At 67.7% G+C, this 19,709-nt stretch carries 11 protein-coding genes and 1 pseudogene; 8 read left to right on the top strand and 4 right to left on the bottom strand.

Annotation, left to right across the window (positions count from 1 at the left end; all coding sequences use genetic code 11):
- Positions 1–87 precede the first annotated feature (87 nt).
- From AAFF41_RS37305 to AAFF41_RS37290, 4 genes are all read left to right on the top strand, one after another.
- Positions 88–849, top strand: a complete 762-nt coding sequence (locus AAFF41_RS37305; protein ID WP_343325345.1) for a class I SAM-dependent methyltransferase — start codon at positions 88–90, stop codon at positions 847–849.
- Entirely contained in the window at positions 846–2,246 is a 1,401-nt protein-coding gene (locus AAFF41_RS37300; RefSeq protein WP_343325344.1) for a phosphotransferase, read from the top strand. Before AAFF41_RS37305 ends, AAFF41_RS37300 begins: the two co-directional genes overlap by 4 nt.
- Before the next feature lie 37 nt (positions 2,247–2,283).
- Positions 2,284–4,575, top strand: a complete 2,292-nt coding sequence (gene fxlM / locus AAFF41_RS37295; RefSeq protein WP_343325343.1) for a methyltransferase, FxLD system — start codon at positions 2,284–2,286, stop codon at positions 4,573–4,575.
- Between the two features lie 846 nt (positions 4,576–5,421).
- Positions 5,422–6,081 (top strand): M15 family metallopeptidase, encoded by a 660-nt coding sequence (locus AAFF41_RS37290; RefSeq protein ID WP_343325342.1) that lies wholly within the window; start codon positions 5,422–5,424, stop codon positions 6,079–6,081.
- On the opposite strand, the gene AAFF41_RS37285 is transcribed toward AAFF41_RS37290, so the two are convergent.
- Complete coding sequence (locus AAFF41_RS37285; protein ID WP_343325341.1) at positions 6,044–6,715, bottom strand: hypothetical protein; 672 nt, start codon at positions 6,713–6,715, stop codon at positions 6,044–6,046. The genes AAFF41_RS37290 and AAFF41_RS37285 overlap by 38 nt on opposite strands.
- A gap of 114 nt (positions 6,716–6,829) precedes the next feature.
- Complete coding sequence (locus AAFF41_RS37280; protein ID WP_343325340.1) at positions 6,830–7,153, bottom strand: hypothetical protein; 324 nt, start codon at positions 7,151–7,153, stop codon at positions 6,830–6,832.
- Between the two features lie 41 nt (positions 7,154–7,194).
- Between AAFF41_RS37280 and AAFF41_RS37275 the strand changes: the two genes are divergently transcribed.
- The 4 genes from AAFF41_RS37275 (at position 7,195) to AAFF41_RS37260 (ending at position 16,119) form a co-directional block, all read left to right on the top strand.
- Positions 7,195–8,460 carry a helix-turn-helix transcriptional regulator gene (locus AAFF41_RS37275; protein WP_343325339.1) on the top strand — a complete coding sequence of 422 codons (1,266 nt, stop codon included), beginning with the start codon at positions 7,195–7,197 and terminating at the stop codon, positions 8,458–8,460.
- Positions 8,461–8,525: 65 nt separating this feature from the next.
- Positions 8,526–9,797 (top strand): restriction endonuclease-related protein, encoded by a 1,272-nt coding sequence (locus AAFF41_RS37270; RefSeq protein ID WP_343325338.1) that lies wholly within the window; start codon positions 8,526–8,528, stop codon positions 9,795–9,797.
- Positions 9,794–13,117 carry an ATP-dependent DNA helicase gene (locus tag AAFF41_RS37265; protein ID WP_343325337.1) on the top strand — a complete coding sequence of 1,108 codons (3,324 nt, stop codon included), beginning with the start codon at positions 9,794–9,796 and terminating at the stop codon, positions 13,115–13,117. Before AAFF41_RS37270 ends, AAFF41_RS37265 begins: the two co-directional genes overlap by 4 nt.
- Positions 13,118–13,149: 32 nt before the next feature.
- Entirely contained in the window at positions 13,150–16,119 is a 2,970-nt protein-coding gene (locus tag AAFF41_RS37260) for an RNaseH domain-containing protein (protein WP_343325336.1), read from the top strand.
- A 353-nt stretch (positions 16,120–16,472) separates the two neighbouring features.
- On the opposite strand, the gene AAFF41_RS37255 is transcribed toward AAFF41_RS37260, so the two are convergent.
- Together AAFF41_RS37255 and AAFF41_RS37250 are read right to left on the bottom strand one after the other, a co-directional pair.
- The gene (locus tag AAFF41_RS37255) at positions 16,473–17,366 is read right to left on the bottom strand and encodes a DUF5655 domain-containing protein (RefSeq protein WP_343325335.1); all 894 of its coding nucleotides are present in this window, start codon (positions 17,364–17,366) and stop codon (positions 16,473–16,475) included.
- A 1,255-nt stretch (positions 17,367–18,621) separates the two neighbouring features.
- Positions 18,622–19,602, bottom strand: a pseudogene (locus AAFF41_RS37250) (IS110 family RNA-guided transposase); the annotation flags it as partial.
- Positions 19,603–19,709: the final 107 nt, after the last annotated feature.

The following is a 19,709-nucleotide window of genomic DNA, read 5'->3' as shown; positions in this document are numbered from 1 at the left end:
GCTGATCACCCCTCCACGCCAAGCCCTGGTGAAGGGGACCTGCTGTTCGGCGCGGCGGCCGACGAGTACGCCCGCTTCCGGCCGGGCGTGCCCGGGCAGGTCGCGTGGCTACTGGCCGACGCCTTGAAGGGCGTGCCCGACGTGACGCTGCTCGACCTCGGAGCGGGCACCGGGCAAGTTGCCGCGGCTCTCGTCCCAGCGCTTCCCCGTATCACTCACGTGGATCTGGTCGACCCGAGCCGGGCCATGCTCCGTGAAGCCGTCGTCATCCTGCACCCTCTGATGGGGAACCGCACCCTGTCCTGCCACGAAGTCCCGGCCGACCGCTTCGACACTCAACGGCCTAACTACCGCGCCGACTTGATTACCTGTTGCCGGGCCTTCCATTGGATGAACCGTCCCGCCGTCCTGGCGATGGCCGACCGGGTCGCAGCCCCGCGCGCGACACTCGCGCTCTTGGGCGACGGCAGCCTGTGGACCCACGAAGCCGACTGGACAGGCGCGTTGAAGGGCTTGATCCAGTCCTATCTCGGGCCTGGCCGCCGTGCCGGCAGCCGCGGCACCTACCCCGAGCCGAGCCGCCGTTACGAGGACGACCTCGCCGCCTCCCCCTTCAGCGACGTCAGCCAGCACCTCTTCACCTTCCCCCGGGCCTGGACGCCGCAGCAGGTGATCGGCTATCTGCGCACCACCTCGTTCGCCCGCCCCGACCTGTTCGCCGAGCGGCACGCCGAGTTCGAAACGGAGGCACTGAACCTGCTCGAAGGACTAGCCGATGACAGCGGACAGTTGACCGAGCAGGTCGACTTCACGGTGCTGCTGGCACGCCGCCCAGGAGGAACAGCTTGAGCGGGCAGGCCGCAGGAGGGCGGTACACGACCCCGGTCGACGTGCACCTGATCCTGCTGCGCGACAGCCCCAAGGGCCAGCAGGTGCTGCTGACCCGGCGGGCCGGGCCCGTGTATGCGGCCGGGATGTGGCATCTGCCGTCGGGGCATCTGGACGGACCGCACGAGGACGTCGTCGACGGCGGACTGAGGGAACTACGGGAGGAGACCGGTGTCGTGGCCGGCCGGGCGGATGTCCGTGCGGCGCTCACCGTCCATCACCGCGCCCCGGCAGGCGGCGCCCGCACCGGGGTGTTCCTGATCGTCCTGGACTGGCAGGGCGAGCCGGAGATCACCGAGCCGCACCGGTGCGACGCGCTGGACTGGTTCGGGTGGGAGTCGCTGCCGGAGTCGATGGTGGCCTACTGCCGGGCCGGCCTCGACGCCTACCGCGCCGGCGCGCACCTGGCCATGCACTTCCAGCAGCCTGGCGATCCGATCGCTTACGATCCGGCCGTCGACCGGCTGCACATCGTCACCGACGCGCCCCTTCCCAACCACGCGCAGGCGCCGCAGGAGGCGGTGCGCGACTTCGCCGAGCAGGCGGTGGGGCGGATCGCCGACTGGGCGGATGCGTCGTGGGCCCGCGAGAACAGCCGCGTGTGGCGGGCCAGCGGCCGATCTGGGGGAATCTGGTATGTGAAGATCCACCAGAGCGACCGCTTCCACGGACGGGAGGTGAACGCCTACCGCTCGTGGACGCACGCATTGGGTGCGCACGCGCCGCGACTGGTGGCCGGCGAGGCGTCGCTGCGGGTGATCGTGGTGACCGCGTTGCCGGGCCGCAGCCTGCATGGCGCCGTCCTGGACCGCGCGAGGGAGGTGCGCGTGCACCGCGGGCTCGGCGAGCTGGCCGCCGCGTTCCACCACAGCGCCCCGCCCCGCACGCCCCCCACCGACCGGCCCTCACCCGCCAGGAAGTTGGAACGACACCTGGCCGTCGCACGTCCGCACCTGAACGACGGGGACGAGGAACTGCTGCGCGCGCTCGCAGCCCGGCACCCGGCGCTCGCTCCCATCGTCGAGGTCCCGACCCTCGGTGATCTGCAGCCGCGGAACGTGCTGCTCGCCGACGACGACGCGCTCGGACTGTTCGACTTCGAACGCACCGAGTACGCGCCCGCGGTGCGGGACCTGGTCCGCCTCAGTGACCAGTGGCACGGCCGCCCCGACCTGCAGGCCGCCTTCCTGAACGGCTACGGCCGCGCCCTCACCGCGGACGAGGAGGAGCTGTGGGCCTGCGAAGCCGGCCTCGATGCGCTCTCCGGCATCCAGTTCGGCATGACCCACCACGACCCCGAACTCGTCGAGCGCGGACACCGCACCCTGGCCCGCCTCCATCAGCTCGCCCGTTCCTGACCCCTCCCGCCACCTACCCACATGAAGGAGACACCCGTTGGCCTACACAGAGCACAAGGAATGGGACGAGCACTACGCCGGAGGGCAGGGCTTCCAGCAGCTCGGGGAGACCGAGCAGACGCTGCTGGCCGAGCACGTGCCCGCCCCCGCCGAGGACGGCCACGCCCTGGACATCGGCTGCGGGCTGGGGGAGCTGGCCGTGCACCTCGCGTCGATGGGCTACACGGTCGACGCAGTGGACTGGTCGGAGAGCGCCCTCGCTCGCGCCCGCAGCGACCACGAGTCCGGGGTGCGGTGGCTGCGCCTGGACATCGAACAAGGCGACCTTCAGCCGCTGTACGAGGACGGCTACGACCTGATCACGCTCCGGCTGATGTACGCGTTCCTCGGCGACCGCACCCGCGTCCTTGAGGACCTCGGCCGCCGGCTGCGCGAGGGCGGCGCGATCGTCGTGATCACCCCGCTCGCCGCGAACACCCCCGCGGAGAAGCGGGACATCGCCCTGGACGAGGACGAGATCAGCCTTCTGACCGCCGGGTGGGAACAGATTCAGCGGTTCGATGTGGACGGGCTGGCCGTGGTGATCCTGCGCGGCCCGCGTCAGGACCACGCCGAAGTGGCGGAGAAGGAACGGCCCACCGCTCATGCGGTGACCGGCGCCTGCGCGGTGGTCACCGACGGCAGCGGCCGGGTCCTGCTGGGCCGTTCCAGCAGCAACATGTGGGAGCTGCCCGGCGGACAGACCGAGTCCTCGGAACCATTCGAACAGACAGCGGTGCGTGAACTGGCTGAGGAGACCGGCCTGATCGCCGACCCGGCCGACGCACACGTGCTGACGATGCTCTGGGACGACAACCACGGCGTCCCCCGCCTGACCGCCGTGGTCCGCCTCACCGCCTTCTCTGGCACCCCGACATGCCGCGAGCCCGCCAAGTTCTCGCGGTGGGAGTGGCACTCCCTGCACACCCTGGCCCATCTCGACCGGATCTTCGCCCCGTCCGCGCAGGCACTAGATGCGGTCTGGCCCGGCATCATCCCTGGCCTGCAAGCCGCGCGCGCCTACCCGCACGCGATCGACCACCCGAGCGTGGACGGGGAACCGGCCGAGGCGGTGCGGCTGCGGCAGGAGATGACGAAAGCGGTCATCGGCGGAGGCTGGGCCCCCTCGACACCCGTCCAGGAGGCCCTTGGGACGGTGCCGCGGCACCGCTTCACTCCCGAAAGTCCCCTGGCCGCGGCCTACGACGACAACCTCGCCGTCATCACGCGCCGCGACCAGGACGGGCAAGCCACCAGTTCGGTGTCCGCCGCCTGGCTCCAGGCCGACATGATCGAAAGCCTCCGTCTGGAGCCCGGCATGACGGTGTGCGAGGTGGGTTCCGGCGGCTACAACGCCGAACTGCTCGCCCACGTCGTCGGACCGGCCGGCCGGGTGGTGAGCGTCGACATCGATCCGCACGTCGTGAAGCGCACCCGACGGTTCACCGCGGAAGCCGGCAGCGGCCGGGTCACCGCCCTCCTCGGCGACGGCGGACTTGGCACGCCCGGCCACGTGCCCGACGGCGGCTTCGACGGCTGCATCATCACCCACAACTGCTGGGACATTGCCCCCGCCTGGCGGGAGCAGCTCACCGAGGGCCGGTATCTGGTGTTGCCACTAGAGATCCACGGCTACACCCGCGCCATCACCTTCCAGAAGCACGGCAACCTGCTGCACGCCCGCAACTTCACGTTCTGCGGGTTTGTACGCGATCTCGGCACGGGCTTCCGCACCACCCCGGTCGCCGATCTCCGCGGCGGGGAGCTGCAACTGCGGTTCGAGGACGGGGAACCCGCCGACGTGTCCGGGATCGAGGACGCGCTGCGCGGGACCCGGCACGAACTGCCCACAGGGGTGACCGTCGCGGGCAACGAGTCGTTCGAGACCCTGCAGCTCTACCTCGCCACCACCCTGCCCGGCTTCTGCCGCCTCGCTCTCGACCGCAACGAGGACACCGGAGTCGCCGCCGTGCCCCGCGGCGCGCACGCGGCCACCGTGCTCGGCGACGGCTCCCTGGCCTACCTCACCCACGTCCTCGTCAACGACGCGGACACCGCCGAGGAGCGACGGACCGAGTTCATCATCCACGCCTACGGCCCGGACGCCACCCCCCTCGCCGAGCAGCTCGCCGCCGCCGTCCGCTCCTGGGACCTGCGCGTACGCGGCCACGGCTACCCGCAGCTGGCCGTGCACCCCGCCGGCACCGACATCCGGGAGTTGTCCGAGGGCCTCGTCCTGGACAAGCGCCACAGCCGACTCGTCTTCGACTGGGACGCCGAGAAGCTCTGACCCAGATCCGGTGCGGGCCCTCACGCCCGCACCACCCGCCCACCCCAGTGACCTGTTCACCGGACCGCAGGCGAGCAACCCGCCCGGCCCCGCACGATGGAAGAACGGACGGCATCCGCACCCCACGACTCCCCCGACTCGGCCAGCACCGCGATGACCGCCGCCGCCTACGGCGCCTCCCAAGCCACGCTGTGGACCGGTGTATCCGCCCTGATCACGGAGACCGACGGCCGGATCCTCGTGCAGCGCGCGACTACCGCAACGTGCGCCTCCTGCCCGGCGGCGCGGTTGACGCGCACGAAGCCCCCTCCGGGCCACCTCCCGGGAACTGCGTGAACAACTCAGCGTCCAGCCCAGCTGTCCCGCGGTCTGATGGTCGACTGGGTGCCCTCCACCGCGCCCGGCTTCGATCCCGCCATGCGCTTCCCCGGCGAGATCATCTACGTGTACGACGGCGGCACGTGGAGCGCCGAGCAGGCCGCCGCGGTCTGCCTGCCCGACGACGTCCTGGAGATCGACTTCGTCGAGCCTGCCGACCTGACCGCGCTCATGGAACCGGGAGATGGCCGCCGCGCCCGCGCCGCTGGACCGGCTTCAGGTACTGCGAACCCCGCGTATGCCGCAACGGTGGCCCCGGCACACGGGTTCCGTGCCCGCCAGAGTGCCTGTTCTGCAGAGCTGGGGATGACTGTTCACGCCCGACGGACGCATCCTCGTCCTGATCGGCACCAACACCGGATCCGCCTGCCTGCCCGGAGGCAAACTCGAGCCCGGAGACCGCGGCGATCCAGCAGCCGCTAGTGCTGGGAAGGTTTGCCGGGTTGAGCTCTGCGAGAGGATCGCATCATGGGTGAGATCGTCTTGATGTCGGATCCAAGCGTCACCGCCATCCCTGTTGCGGAAAACGGTGAACGTCTCGTCGACGTCCGCCGCGGAGGCTCGTTACTCGTCGATACACGCAAGCAGGATTTGACAGACGCCTTCGCATACTTGCGGGAAGGCGTGCTGGAGCGACTACTCAAGGCCCAAACGATGCTTCCGCAGGGCTTGCGATTGCTGTTCGTCGAGGGATACCGGCCGCCCTCACTGCAGCGGGAGTACTTCGATGAGTACGCCGACCAGCTGCGAGCCATCCACACCGAATGGTCGCAGGAGCAGATCCACTCTGCGGCGAGCCGATACGTGTCACCCCCCGAGATCGCTCCACACAGCGCCGGCGCAGCCGTCGACCTCACCCTGGCCGACGCTAGTGGACGCGAGCTGGACCTGGGCACTCGGATGAACGCGGACCCGGAGGAGAGCGAGGGCGCCTGCTACACCCACGCCCTCAACATCAACGAGGAGGCTCATGCCAACCGAAAGCTGCTGGGGTCAGTGCTCACCACTGCGGGGTTGGTGAACTACCCCACCGAGTGGTGGCACTGGTCCTTCGTTTGGAGTGATCAGGCCGCGGCGGTGCCGAGGCCGGCTACGGCCCATGCCTGTTGGACGGCGCGGATTTCCTGATCGGTGGGCCGGCCTGAGCGGGTGGGCAGAAATCGGGCGGCGATGATGACCCGGCGGAGCTTGGCGACCATGTCCGAGACGGACGGGTCGGTTTTGGTGGTGTACCAGGGGGGCGCTCGCGGCGGTCGGCGGCATCGTTCGGCTGGTGGCCGTGCAGCGCGTACCAAACGACGGTGATCGTGTAGCAGTACAGGCCGAACGGGACGGTGCGCTCGACCGCTCGGCGGGTCCGGCTGTGGGCCTGGCCGGCCCCGAGCAGGTCGCGGGCCTCGGCGAAGGTGACCTCGGTGGACCAGCGCCACGCGTACCGGGTGATCAGCGCCGGGGCCGGGGTGGTCAGGTCGGTGGTGACCAGCGCGAGGTCGTAGCCGCTGTCGGTGGCCTCGTCGCGCAGGAGGATCACGCGGACGGCGCGGGTATGGAAGGAGCCACACCACAGGCAGGTGAGCTCGGCCAGGCGCACGGTCTCGGTGCGCTGGTAGCGGTGGACCTCGAAGGATGTGAAGGCGAGGGCAGCGGCCAGTTCCTTCGCGGTGCCCAGGCGGGCGCCCTTGAGCGCGGGGCGGCCGCGCTTGCCGGTGCGTGGCGGGGCGAGGTCGTAGAGCACCGCGGACGCGGGCAGGCGGGTGAGCATTGATGATCTCCAGAACCATCGGCCCCAGCTCGCCCAGCCGTTCCTTCCTCGCCTCGTCGGAGGACTTCTTGAACAGGGTCGTGTACACCGACCCGAACAGCCCAAGCCATCCCGCTACTTGGCGACTCGCTTGTCGGTGTTAATGAGCGGGCACAGGCGGGCCAGGAGCCGGTAGTCCTTGGCGAACACCTCGGCGGCGCCGGGGGCGGCCTCCAGGAAGATGTTGATGGCTCGCACTGACTCGTATCCGTGGAGCGTGAGATCCACGCCGTCCACATCCGCGAGAAGGTCTTCGATGCGGGCGAACGCGGTGCGGAATTCGGCGACGAGCTCCGACACGTCAGTTACAAACCCGCCGCCCTTGCCAGCCCCCTCAGGGGCGGGGTCGACGACGGCGCGTTGGACCTCTTCGGCCAAGCCGATGTAGTCCACGACCACGCCAGAGGTCTTCAGGGGCGCCCGGCGCGGAGATAGTTGCCATGAAGTCTTCACTGGGGTTCCCTACGGGTATGCCGAGGCGTCTGTTGGCCGTTGAGCACACCAAGATCCGGGCGCTGCGCGAGCAGGCTGGGCTCACTCCACAGGAGCTTGCCGATCGCGTGGGGGTCACGTACCGCGTCGTCGTGTACTGGGAGGAGGGCAGGTGTGTGCCTGAAGCCAGGAACGTGCGGCGGCTCGCCGATGCTCTGGGCTGCGCCACCGCCGACCTCACGGGTACGCCCAGCGGGTCGGAGACACTGGTTGACCTCCGGTATGCCGCTGGTCTCACCGCGGAGGAGGTCGCCACCCGCCTTCGCGCTACTGCCGTCGGCCGTGATCTGTTCGTGGACCCTCACAAAGTCCGCAGCCTGGAGCGGGGCCGTCAGGTGTCCGGCTGGAACTGGAGGAAGCCGGGGCACATGGGCCGACTCGTGCAGCAGCTGGCCGCCGTGTACGAGGTACCGGTCCGGATTGTGATGGATGCCTGGATGCGTACTCGGCCGGCAGATGAACCCCCGCTGCTGCCCGAGCGGGAGCCGCAGGGTCCGCCAGCGTCAGCGGTCGAGGGTTGGGAGGGGCTGAATGATCGGCAGCGGGTCTATCTGGGTGAAATCCTGCGCGATGACCAGATGACCGAAACTGAGATGTGGATGCGCCGGCAGAACCAGGTCAGTGTTCCGCCGGCCAAGCAGTGGCGGAAGTTGCCGTTTGCTCTCGACGCACCCGCAGAAGTGGTCGGCCGCACGCGCCTTCAGCAGCGCCTGCGGAGCGCTGGTGTCCACGATCAAGGGGCCGGGGCCACGCTCCACTCCCTGGAGCGGCTGGGACTGATCAAAGTGACCAAGGACCGCGTGGAGGTTCCGGGGGTCGGCGAGGTAGACCGGACTCTCGTGGAGATCACGCGCCGCGGCCGCGCCTGCGCCCGCGCTGGGCTGGGAGTGCCCGTGGAGTCGGCGCCTCCCGCGCATCTGCTGTCCGAATGGCTGTGGGGCGTTCTACTCCGTGTTGCCGCGGCCGGCCCGGAAGGTCTCCACGAGAGCGAGCTGACGGGTAAGTCCCTGTTCTACTTGGCTGTCGGCTACCGGCCGAAGCGCCAATCGCATCCCAGCAGAGGATTCATAGAACTACGTCCCCGGATGGCACCGGGCGATACGCATGTCCTCGAATACCGGTGGCACGCCACCGCCTTGGGGCAGCAGCACATTGCCTCCTACCTGCACGTCTACACGAAGATGTACCCGGCCGCGACGTCTCCGCCGCAATGATCGTTTGAGGCGGTCCAAGGCCGTTCCGGGGGCATTGTCAGACCCGTGCTCTACGGTCGTCTCCCGTGACGACCCATGTCGATGATGACGGACTGACGTTCTCGCATTTCGAGGCGTTCCGCCTGATCAACTTCACCTTCATCAAAGCCTGTCAGACGATCACCGCCCCGGATCTGAGCCCGAGGCACCGGGCCGAGAAACTGATGCAGTACCACGGGGACTTGCTCGCCGCGTACGGCCCCGGAGTGCCGCTGTCGTTCGGCGAGTTCCGCCGAAGGCTGCGCGGCCCCATCGACGGCCTGCTCCCGCCGTGGCTGGACCGGTCCGGCTTCGGCGATCTCGACTTTCCCGTCGTGGACGCCGAGGGCTGCGTCACCGGAAACGCCTTCGATCTGCAGTGGGAGACCTCCCAGCTGCACCGGATTTTGAAGCGGCTTCGGCGGATCGGCCGGATGCGGTTCACCGAGGAGCAGCTTCAGGACGAGATCGACCAGGATCAGATGTACGAGATCCTCAAGGGCCGCGGAGACGCCCAGTACGTCAAGGACCGCACCACGCTGGTGGAATGCCCGGCCGGCACGGCCGCGGAGCTGAACAAGCGCGGCCTGCCCCTCAACGCGATCGGCTTCTACGAGCCGATCCCCTATCACGCTCGCTACCGCACCTGGTGGTTTCCCTGCACGGTGTGCAAGTGGCCCATGAAGATCAGCAAGCGGATGAGTGCGGGCCGCGAGTACTACCGCGTCGCCTGCCTATACGGCCGTCACGCCGATACCGGCGCCAGCTTCATGTTCCGGCCCACGTCCGGAGACGCGCCGCAGCTGCATCCGGACAGCCCCGACACCCCGGCTCCGCACGAGGCAGCGCTCGCGCTAGGCACCACCGGTGCCGTGCCGGAGGCGAAGCCGGTTGAGGGGCATCTGGCCCTCAGGCGCGGTGTGTGGCGCTACACCTGTGTGCCTGGCCTGCACGAGCTGCGTCTGCACACCGTTCTGCGGGAGCGGCTGGCCGCCGCACTGGCCGATGTGGACGAGGCCGTCAGGCTCTGGCCGATGAGTGATGCCTATGACCATCGCATCGAGGTCAAGGGCCCTGACGGGAGCACGCACGTCTTCACCGTGGATGTGAAGGACTACACCCACGGCCGTGTCCTGGCCGAGAGCCTGCACCGCAACGAGGGCGACAAGGGCGGCGCCGAATGGCTCGTCGTGCCCGACCACCGGGCCGACCAGATCCCCCTGCTGACCGTGACCTGCCACAAGTACGGAATGAAGGCCGCGACCATGACCGACTTCGCCAAGATGGTCTGCCAAAGCGCCGGGGTGGTGTGGGCATGAGCCAGATGACTGTCAGGGACGCCTTTGTCCGCGCCGCGCTGGCCCTGGCCGCCCACTACTTCCCGCAGCAGGATGACGACGGCAAGCCGCTGGCCTCTTTCCGCCACGCGGCGTTCTTCGCCAGCTGCAAACCGCAGGCGTGGGAGAGATGGACTGGGTTGGGAGGTGAGGAACGCCTGCTCGTCGCTGAGGTGATGAAGCTCAGCAACCCCGACCTCGCCGACGAGAAGCGGTTTGCCTCTGCCGCGCGGATCCTCCTGGGCGCCATGAACAGCGCCGACGAGGAGGACGAGGAGACTACCCTCCAGTTGTTCACCCTGGCCGGTGATCCTCTCACCGCCACTGCGGCCTACCCCCGGTTGGGAGGGGACTACCTCGGCTACGCCAAGAGCCTTCTCGCGCCCTACCGGCGGCCGAGCAGCCGGCGCAAGCCCCACGAGTTCGCAGCGCCGGGCCAGACGTACGAGACGAGTGAACGCACCGACGGCAACGAGATCGTCCACGGGCGCGTGACCATCCCCCGCTTTCCCGCTTTCACCCAGCCTCTCGGCCACGACACGCTTCCCGCCCTCACCACCCGGCCCAACGTCGGCACGGTCCCGGTCTACGTCCAAGATCTCAAGGACATCGCACAGCTCCTGGACACCCAGTACGAGGACACAGAGGCGGGCCCCTGGCTGTACAAGGTGCTGACGGGCCTGCTCGACCGGGTGAAGGCCCGCGACACCGACACCGTCGACGTACTGGATCTCCTGGCCGGCCGGACCCAGATTTTCCACGCGCCGACCGGAACCGGTAAGTCCGTGCTGGTTCGGCTCCTGGGCTCGTGGGCCGCGCTCAACGACTACCGCGTCACCCTCCTCGTCCCCGACGTCAAGGCCACACTCGCCTCCGTCTGGGACATCAGCCATGACCTCGAGATCCTGCACGAGGCGGGCAAGACCGAGCACCTGGCGACGTGTGCTCCGCTGATGTCGCCGTCTTCGCGGCACGAGCGCGCCCTCAAGCACGCGGCCCTCGTCAAGGAGGATCCCGACGCCCCCGGGGAATGGGGCAAGCGAGGCCGCCGTGACGTCGACCACCTCGCCTACGGGTGCGCACAGCAGCACTGGCTCGACTCCGCCGGCATCTACCGCCCCGGCAAGGAGAACTGCCTGAGCCTGCGCGGCGGCGGAGAGATGCTGGCCTGCCCCTGGATCCCGACCTGCGGCAAATTCGCCCCCGCCTACCAGGCCGCTGACGCCACGGTGATCGTCACCAACCACCACAACTTCATCCAGGGCACCATGCGGGTGGGCATCCAGATCGACGGCCGCCCGGTCCGGTCCGTCACCGTCCGCGAGTTCGTGCTCCGCGCCAGCGATTTCGTCATCATCGACGAGATCGACGCCTTCCAGGCCGTCGCCGTCGACCGCTGCGCCACCACGGTCGACCTGCACTCCCGGCGCCCGTGGACCGCAGAACCGCAGGTCCTGGACACCGCGGCCAAGCACCTTCCTCTGCGCTTCGAGGACCAGCTCATCGAGCCGGTCAGCCACGTCCGGCTCATGGCCGAGTCCTTGCTGACCGGCCTGTGCACCAAGGCATTCCGTCTCAACCACCACGACGACGCCCGAGTGCCGAGGCTGAGGCACGAATATGACTACGAGGGGTGGCGCCTGCCCCGCTCCAAGGACCGCGAGCTCATCAGCCTCCTGTTCCCCGAATACCTGGTCAGCGACGGACAGCCGCTTCCCGCCGAGGCCATCGGCCGGCTCAACGCCCTGGTACCGGCACCCGACCTCGGCGAAGAAGACGAGACGGCTCCTGCACCCATGCTCTTGGACCCCGAGTGGGAACGGGTCAGCAGCGTCCTCGGGGCCGTCGTGTCGCCGCGCGGCATCAACCAGCGTGACGCGCTCAAACTCAGGCTCCACGAGGCCCTCGCCCCGATGCTCAGCGACGGCCGCGCACGCAACCGGGCCATCGACCACCTCCTCATCCGCACGCTGATGAGCGAACTGGACGTGTCGCTCGCCGTTCTGCGCGACACCGCCCAGTCCCTGCGTCACTCCGGGCTGCTCAGCGCCAACCGCATCATCGACTCGATGCGCTCCGGCGGCATCGCCGACGTACTTCCGCACGGAACAATCGGCAGGTCGATCAACGGCTACCGGGTCACTGGCATGAAGAATCCGGAGAAGGACGCCAAGCTCTCCACGCAGCAGATGGCCGGCGACCCGCACACCTACGTGTCGGAACTCGGCGGACTCGTCTCACTGATCACCGCCGGCGTGGAGCGTCCCATCTTCGGGCTCTCCGCCACGGCCTACTTCCCCCAGGCGGTCAAGGAACACGTCCACGCGCCCGTGATGTGGTGGATGACCGACGCCCAGGAACAATCCATCCTGGTCGAGTCCTCAGCCGTCACCTACGGCAACGGCCACCGAAAGGCCGGAGAACGCATCCCGATCGCTGGCCAGTTCCCCTCCGACAAACCCGAAGCCCTGCGCGAAATCGGTGAACGCCTGTACGAGACAAAGCTGTCGAGGAAACTCACGCGCCTGGCCAAATCGGAATCGACCCGCACCCGCGCCCGCGTGATCCTCACCGCCAACAGCTACGAACAGTGCGGCCACATCGCCACCGGCATCGCCAAAGCGAAAGGGCTCTCCCACCGCGTGTGCGTCCTCGTCCGGGAAGAAGACCGCCTCAGCAACGTCCGCCACCTCCCCGACCCATCACTGGTCCGCCGCATCACCGTCGAAGAGGTCGAGGAATTCCCCCAATTCGGCGACATTCTGATCGCCCCCCTGGCTAACATCGCCAGAGGACTCAATATCGTCGTCAATCTCCGCTCAGCCATCCACTCCATCTACCTGTGCGTGAGGCCCCCGCTGATCATCGACGATCCCACCTGGATGTACGGCAGTGTCAACGCCGCAGGCATCAACTCGTTGCCCGCATCCGGTGCGTCGGATCCCGTCCAGGCTCTGCAGACGGCTCGCACCGCAGCACAAGACCACCTGGGCACCATTCTGCGCTCCTCCCCGCAGCTGTCGACCATGGACCTCGTCCTCCAGGAACAAATGGTCGCCGGAATGCTGGTGTCCCTCATCCAGCTCGCCGGCCGAGCGCGACGCGGCGGTACCAACATGGAACTGCACTTCGTGGACTACGCCTTCCACGACGAGACATGGAGCTCCGACCTGGCCAGCATCATCGAACGCATGGCCTCCCGGTGGCTGCCGGAAGAACGCCGGCAGATGGCCGAACTGTACGGCGAAGCGGTCAACGCCTTCCTGACCTACGCGGGCGTCGACCTCGCCCTCTCCGCATAGCCCAGCGCTTCTTCCCGAAAGAGATCACAGCATTGAGCGACACCACCGCGACTCTCCCGAGCACCCTCACCCTGCGCTGCACCCCCGAACTCGTCCAGGGCCAGAAGGTGTACGTACGGATCTTCCCGCGCAACGTGCGGGATGAATGGGAGAAGCTGAAAGGCGACGGAGACGACGAGCAGAAAAGCCAGCAGCATCCGGACGAGAAGAAGAACCTGCCGTACTCAACCGCCCTGACCTACCTGAAGTTCAAGACCGGCGGATACGTCCACCTCGACCGGTACCTCAACTTCCTGGTCTCACTGGAGAAGATTGACGACGAGACCCTGCGCCACGTCTTCCGGTGCGTCGTCGGCTACAGCAAGGGGCTGAACACCGACCAGGCCGTCCTCCTCGACGTACCGCCGGTGGCCGAAGCCATCGCGAAGACGCCCGAGCAGGAATTCGACATGGCACGGCTCCTTAAGCCGGTGCCGGGCAGGCAGCCGAAGTGTCCCGACTGGATGTACGTGGCCGTGCCCTGGGTGATCTCCAAGAAACTCGCCCAAGAGAAGTTCACCATCTACGACCTCGTCCCGATCACCAAGAAGGTCGCCGACAAAGAGAAGGACGGCTCCCCCAAGCTCGACGCCAACGGCGAACAGGTCTACAAGAACCGCACGATCGGCTGGAAGGCCAACCCGAACAAAAGGGAAGTCACCTACCTCCCCGACAGCAGGGGCGGCCTCATCGCCTGGGATCACCCCTTCGGACGCAAGTACAACCTCCGTGACGACGCAACCGAGGTCAACGAGGCCACCAAGGCCCAGTACGCGATGTCCCGGCTCTCGGTGGTCATGAAGACCGAGCCCAACGTCGTCCACCCCGTCATCTTCCTGGACGCCCATGTCACCCGCGTCCACAGCAACATGGTCTACGCCAAGTCCACGCACATCTACCAGGGCAGCGACGGCCTTCCCATCCTGCACACCGAACTGGTACGCAACGGCAGCGTCCGAGCAGTCAACCAGCGCGCCCTGGAACTGCTCGCACGCGACGAAATGGACATCAGCGTCCTGCAAGCGCTGCAGACGCGCGTCACCGAAGAGCGGGCCCTGCTGGAGAAGGCCGCCGAGGAGGGGGAATTCCCCTCGTTCATTACCCCTGACGCCGGCGTCATCCGCCCGCTCATGCCGAGGAACGACAACTTCGCTGTCGGCACGGGACCTGGCACCCTTCACCTGCGGCTCCTGGCCGAGCACGTCTCCAAGGTGCTGGGCGTGAAGGCCACCTGGGTGGACTTCACGGTGGAACCGATGACCTTCGAGCCGCGCCCCACGGACAAACAGAAGATGGCCCCGCAGGAACGTGCAAGCCGTATCGAGGCCGGCGAGCTCCTCCACAGCATCGGCTTTCCCCCGCCCGAAGAGATCACCGCTTCCGTGAAGGCCCAGGGCTTCGAGTACCTGCAGATCGTATGCCTGTGGTACCGCTGGAACACCCGCCTGCGAATGATCAACGCGCTGTCCCTGGCCTTCCCGGACGGCACGCCCATCGGCGATCCCTCGCCGGGCGAGGAGGTCTTCCTCGCTCCCGGCATCAGCGTGGTGTTCCGTCAGGCTGAGCGCTTCCTGTCACACGGCGACGACATCAACCGGACTGTGGAGTTCAAAGCCCTCGAAGAGGACTTCGCCGGCAGCGAGTCGCAAGTGATGGTTGGCGTCTGGTGCGAGACCGAGATCCCGGCCCTGAAGAAGAAGGACGGAGAGAAGCGAAACGCCTTCCTTCTCCGCAAGGAGCGCTATGACGGAAAGTTCCAAGTCCGCCGCTTCCTGGCAAAGAAGGACTTCGTCTGCCAGTTCACGAAGGGGATGAAGCCGGGGTCGTTTGGAAACCCCGCAACAGAAATCAGTCCTCCGAAGCCGGGGAAAGATCACGCCGCCTACATGGCGCTTCTCGACCTGCACCGCTCGCTCGGCATTATCGACCAGCGCCTCGCCCGGGCCATCGCGAAGGACAAGCAGGGGGACGAGGCGGGGAATCTCGTCTACTGCGGTATCCACGCCCGCCGGCAGGCCAAGACCGCCGACGGCAAGCACACCAAGCGCATCATCGTTGCCACCGCCCTGTTCCCGCCGGAGGAGGAGGGCAGCGCCTGGACGATGCGAGCGTGGACACCCCTCGTCGGGGGCTGGGTGCCCTACCGGCAGGCGATCGCTGCCTTCCACGCCAGTGACTACGCACTCCATGTCGACGGCAGGGGCGGGACGGACAAGGAACGCTGGGCGGAGGCCGCATCCCACGTCGAAGACGCACTCGCCAGCCTCGTCAGCGACGAGCTGGAACCCGGCATGGGCTATGTCGTCATGGTCGACGGGCACGCCTGCCGTCGGATGTGGACGGGCCTACACAACGAGAACCAGAGCTACCAGGAAGAAGACATCACCGATCCGCGCACCTGGCTGCCCGGATACGGCAAAGGCAAGAACGCACCGCGCAAGAAGCCGAGCGCCATCATTCGGATGAACGTCGCCCCGGACGAGGTGCCCCAGTACGTTCCCGTCCCTCGCGAGAGCGATCCGGACACCGAGAAGGAGTCCATCCTGTTCGCCTCGGCCAAACTGCACCGCGCCCAGGTGGATTTCGGAAACCCCTTCTGGGTCCTCTTCAACATCCCGCGCAACTACCAGGCCAAGGGCGGAGACCTGGGCAAGACCATCACCCGCTGGGACGCCGATCCGGGCAAGGGCGGCGAGGAGGGGGAACGGGAGACGAACGAGCTCAAGTCCCCGTGGTGGGCCGTCACGGCGACCGAGATCTACCCAGTCGGCATCGCCAACGGAGTCGACCGGACGATGCTCGCACGGGCAACCGCACGCTTGTGTCACCAGACCATCGCCTGGTCCGACCGCTCCCGCTACCCCGTACCGCTCCATGCGGCGAAGCAGTTGGACCTCGACCACCCCCAATACCGGCGATCGGCGCCGCTCGAGGAACAGGCAGACGAAGCCGACGACGAGTAGCCGCAAGACGCGCCGGCAGTGATGCCGGGAGGAGCTAACACAGTGCTTGGACGCGCGGGTAGGGGACGACGCAACGGGCCAGCTTGCAGAGGGCCCCGAACCCGGATATCGCGACGACCACGACGGGGTGGGTGAGATGCTCCGTGCCCTCGCTGCATCTGCTCCCGACGCGCATCGGCTGAGCACCGAGCGCAGCGTGGCGTAGCACGGGATCCCCGGTTTGCAAAACCGGGGATCCACCGCACCCTTAAGTAATCCACCGCCACCCCCTAACCACCACGTCGAAAGGCAGCGCCACGACGAAGCCCCACAACCACATAGCTCGCCCGGCCGGCCGCCAGGACGAGAACCCGCTACGCCGCGGCGTAACTGAGGCGGAACAGGTCCTGGGCGCGCTCCAGGTCCCGGTCCGTGCGCAGCTGCACCTCCAGGTCACCGGTTCCGTGGTGGCCGAGCCCCGTCACGTCCCGCGTGAACCCGGGGACGAGGTCGACCTCCTTGGGGTCGGCCTTGAGGTAGACGAGCAGCTTGGTCTTCTGCGGCGGGCAGACGCAGGCGAAGTTCCGCAGCCGCTGGTACGCCCGGTAGGTCGTGTTCTCGACCTTGGTGATGTCGTCACCGAGTCCGAGCAGTACCTCGTCAACCGCCGCAGCCATCTCCACCATCGCCCCGTCCGCCCGACGGTTGCGCGGCACCGCCGCCCTGCGGCCACGGCGAGCTGCCTTGGAGGTCAGGGTCTGACCGGTGACGGAGGCAACCGTCTCAAGGCCGATGTGCTCGTTGCCGAAGAACCGGTAACGGACCAGGTCGATCGAGCGGCGGTGCTCGCGCACGGCATGAACGTCATAGCGAGTGAAGTCGCCGGCCACGCAGATTAGCCTCGGTGCGCTCCACAGCACCTGGGCCGCGACCGCAGCCCCGAGCCGGTCGCGGACCAGGTGCCGGAACGCGTCCTTGTGGTCCATCAGCCACGCCATATAGAAGAGGCCCTGATGGATCACGCCTACGTCGGTACCGCGCTTGTATTCCACGATCGCGGGCGCGTTGTTCTCGTCAATGCCCAGCGAATCGATGCGCCCGCCGTGGACGGGGCCGGTGCTGTACTCGCTCGCCAGGAACCGCACCCCGAGCATGGTCTCCATGTGCGCCTCAATGAGGTCCTGCACATCCGCCTCGACCTCAGCAAGACGCGGCGCGACCTCGGTCACGCCGCTGTTTGTCGTGTGGAACAGCTTCAGGCCCGACACCTTCCCCTCCTCGGCTCGGAGATCACCAACGCCGGGCGGGGCTGGATTGTTTCCACGAGGGGCTTCGGTCCTGTGGAGATGGCCTGAGAAGCTACGTACGGCCTATCCGGGCGCTTGTGTCCCCCGGTCACCAGGGATCTACGGTTCCCCCATGTGTCCCCCGCGTTGCGGGGGATGGCGCTAGAAGACCGGGTTTACGCAGGTCAGGGCCCATGGCCGGGTGGATACAGCAGGCGCCTTCTAAGCGCCTGACCTGTCGTATCCCGCGCACAGGACCAGGTCACACATGGGCTGCGACGGATGATCTACCGCTCGGCATCCAAATTCAAGTAAGGAACACCGGGCAAGAGACGGTCACTTACCCCGCGGGTAGTTCTCCAGATTTTCGGGGCGATATTTGTCTCCCGCAAAGGGGGGACGAAGAAACTCGGTGTCGCGTCGAAAAGCGCCTACATCCAGGCTTCCGAACCCTGCCGGGACAATGGCTTTCACAACCGGATATCCGGAGCACAGAAGACCCTGGTCGGCATTGCGCGACGTGGTCTCGATACGGATACGCCGCGTAGCCTGGCGGAGGGCTCCCCGGTCACCGCGCTTCTCCACGTCACGGTCGTCGCCGACCTTCACTCCGCGACCGGCCCCACCGCGCCGGACCACGAGTGGCACAGCATCCCAGCCGCCGTCACGCGTTTTGGCGCCGATTGGGCCCTATGCGACTCACCTCCTGAGCGGAGCAGGGTATCCGTCAATGGCCGGTTACCGAAACCGGTGATTCCGCGGACCATTGGCAGTCCACCGCGTCTCCCCGCTTCCCCACTGCCGCGGAAGCAACTAACCCGAAAGGCACTGTTGACAGGAATGCCCAGTCAGAGCGGCGAAACGCCTCACGGCCAGTTCAGCCCCGAGCACATCCGCGCCACCTGGAGTGGGACGGCGAGCGTCGAGGACGCCGCCCAGGCGTTCGGCTTGTCGAGATCGCAGAGCTACGACCTCGTTCGCCGCGGAGAATTCCCATGCCGCGTGCTACCAATAGGCCGCACCGCCCGCGTCGTCACCGCCTCGCTCCTCCGCGTACTCGAGAGCGGCGAGCCGGAGTACAACGGACCCTCCGGTGCAAGCCCCAATCCGTCGTGACCAACTGCACTACGACGCCCCGCCGCAGCAAGCCGACGGGGCGTCGTCGTATCAGGTCCCCGTCTACGCAGGACCCCCGCCGGAGCAAGCCGACGGGGGTCCTCACGTGTCACGGACGCCCCTATAACGGGGGGTCGGTAGACACCGTCCTGACCAGGTTGAAGACCTCGCGGGCGGCATATCGCTTGAGGCATCGGATGATCTCACGCCGAGTCTTGCCCTCCTGGGTGCGGCGTTCGTAGTACGCCTGGGTGCGCGGGTCGTGGCGCAGCCGGGTGAACACGATGCGGTGCAGAGCGGCATTCGCCTGGCGGTCGCCACCATGGTTGAGCCGACGCGAGGTCCGGCCGCCCGAGGAGTACTCGATGGGGCTGACTCCGCACAGAGCGGCGAAAGACGCCTCGCTGCCCAGCCGCTCGGGATTGTCGCCCATGGTGATCAGGAGCGTGACAGCGGAGTCCGGGCCGATACCCACCGGCGCGAGCAGCTGCGGGGCATGGCGTTCAACGAGCCCGGTCAGTCGCTGATTCAGCTCATCGATCTGCCCGGTGAGCTGCTCGATGCGCTGAGCCAGCATGCTCAGCGTCATGAGAGTGGCCTCAACTACGGTGTCCTCGTCGCCCCCGCCCGCTCCGCCCTCGCGCGGGCTGAGGCGTGCGCAGGTGCGGAACAGTTCGCGGTTGCCCAGGCCAGACAGCCGTTCCCGCAGGGCCGGGTCGGCTACGACCAGGACGGCCTTGAGCTGGTTGATCGCCTGGGTGCGTGCCTTGACCGCGGAATCCTTGGCGAGCTTGAACATCCGAGCACTCTGCACCGGACCGTCGCCAGTTTTCGCCCGCGCCTGGGCGCGACCACTGAGCACGGCCCGCGCAGCAGCCTGTGCATCAAGCGGGTCAGACTTCCCGAGCAGACGGCGGGCCGAGCGGTCGGGCCGGTTCACCTCGAACACCACGACATGCTGCGCCAGCAGGTAGCGCGACAGACCCGCGCCGAAGGTACCGGTCCCCTCCACTCCGGCCCGCCGCACCATGCCTAACTTGCGGGCCCAGGCGAGCAGCCGACGGTAGCCGACCGCCGTGGCCGGAAAGGACTTGGTGCCCAGGGCTCTTCACCAGGTGTGATGCTGAGTGGCAACGCTCCGGTCGCCGGTCATCCCTCCGCCGCGCCCGGGGCGTGCGAATTCCGGTGCGGCATGGTGTGGTTCGGCAC

It is taken from the genome of Streptomyces mirabilis (assembly GCF_039503195.1).
In the GTDB taxonomy this organism is placed as follows: Bacteria; Actinomycetota; Actinomycetes; order Streptomycetales; family Streptomycetaceae; genus Streptomyces; species Streptomyces mirabilis_D.
Note: the sequence above shows the minus strand (reverse complement) of the source record. Positions and strands in the feature narration are given on the sequence as shown.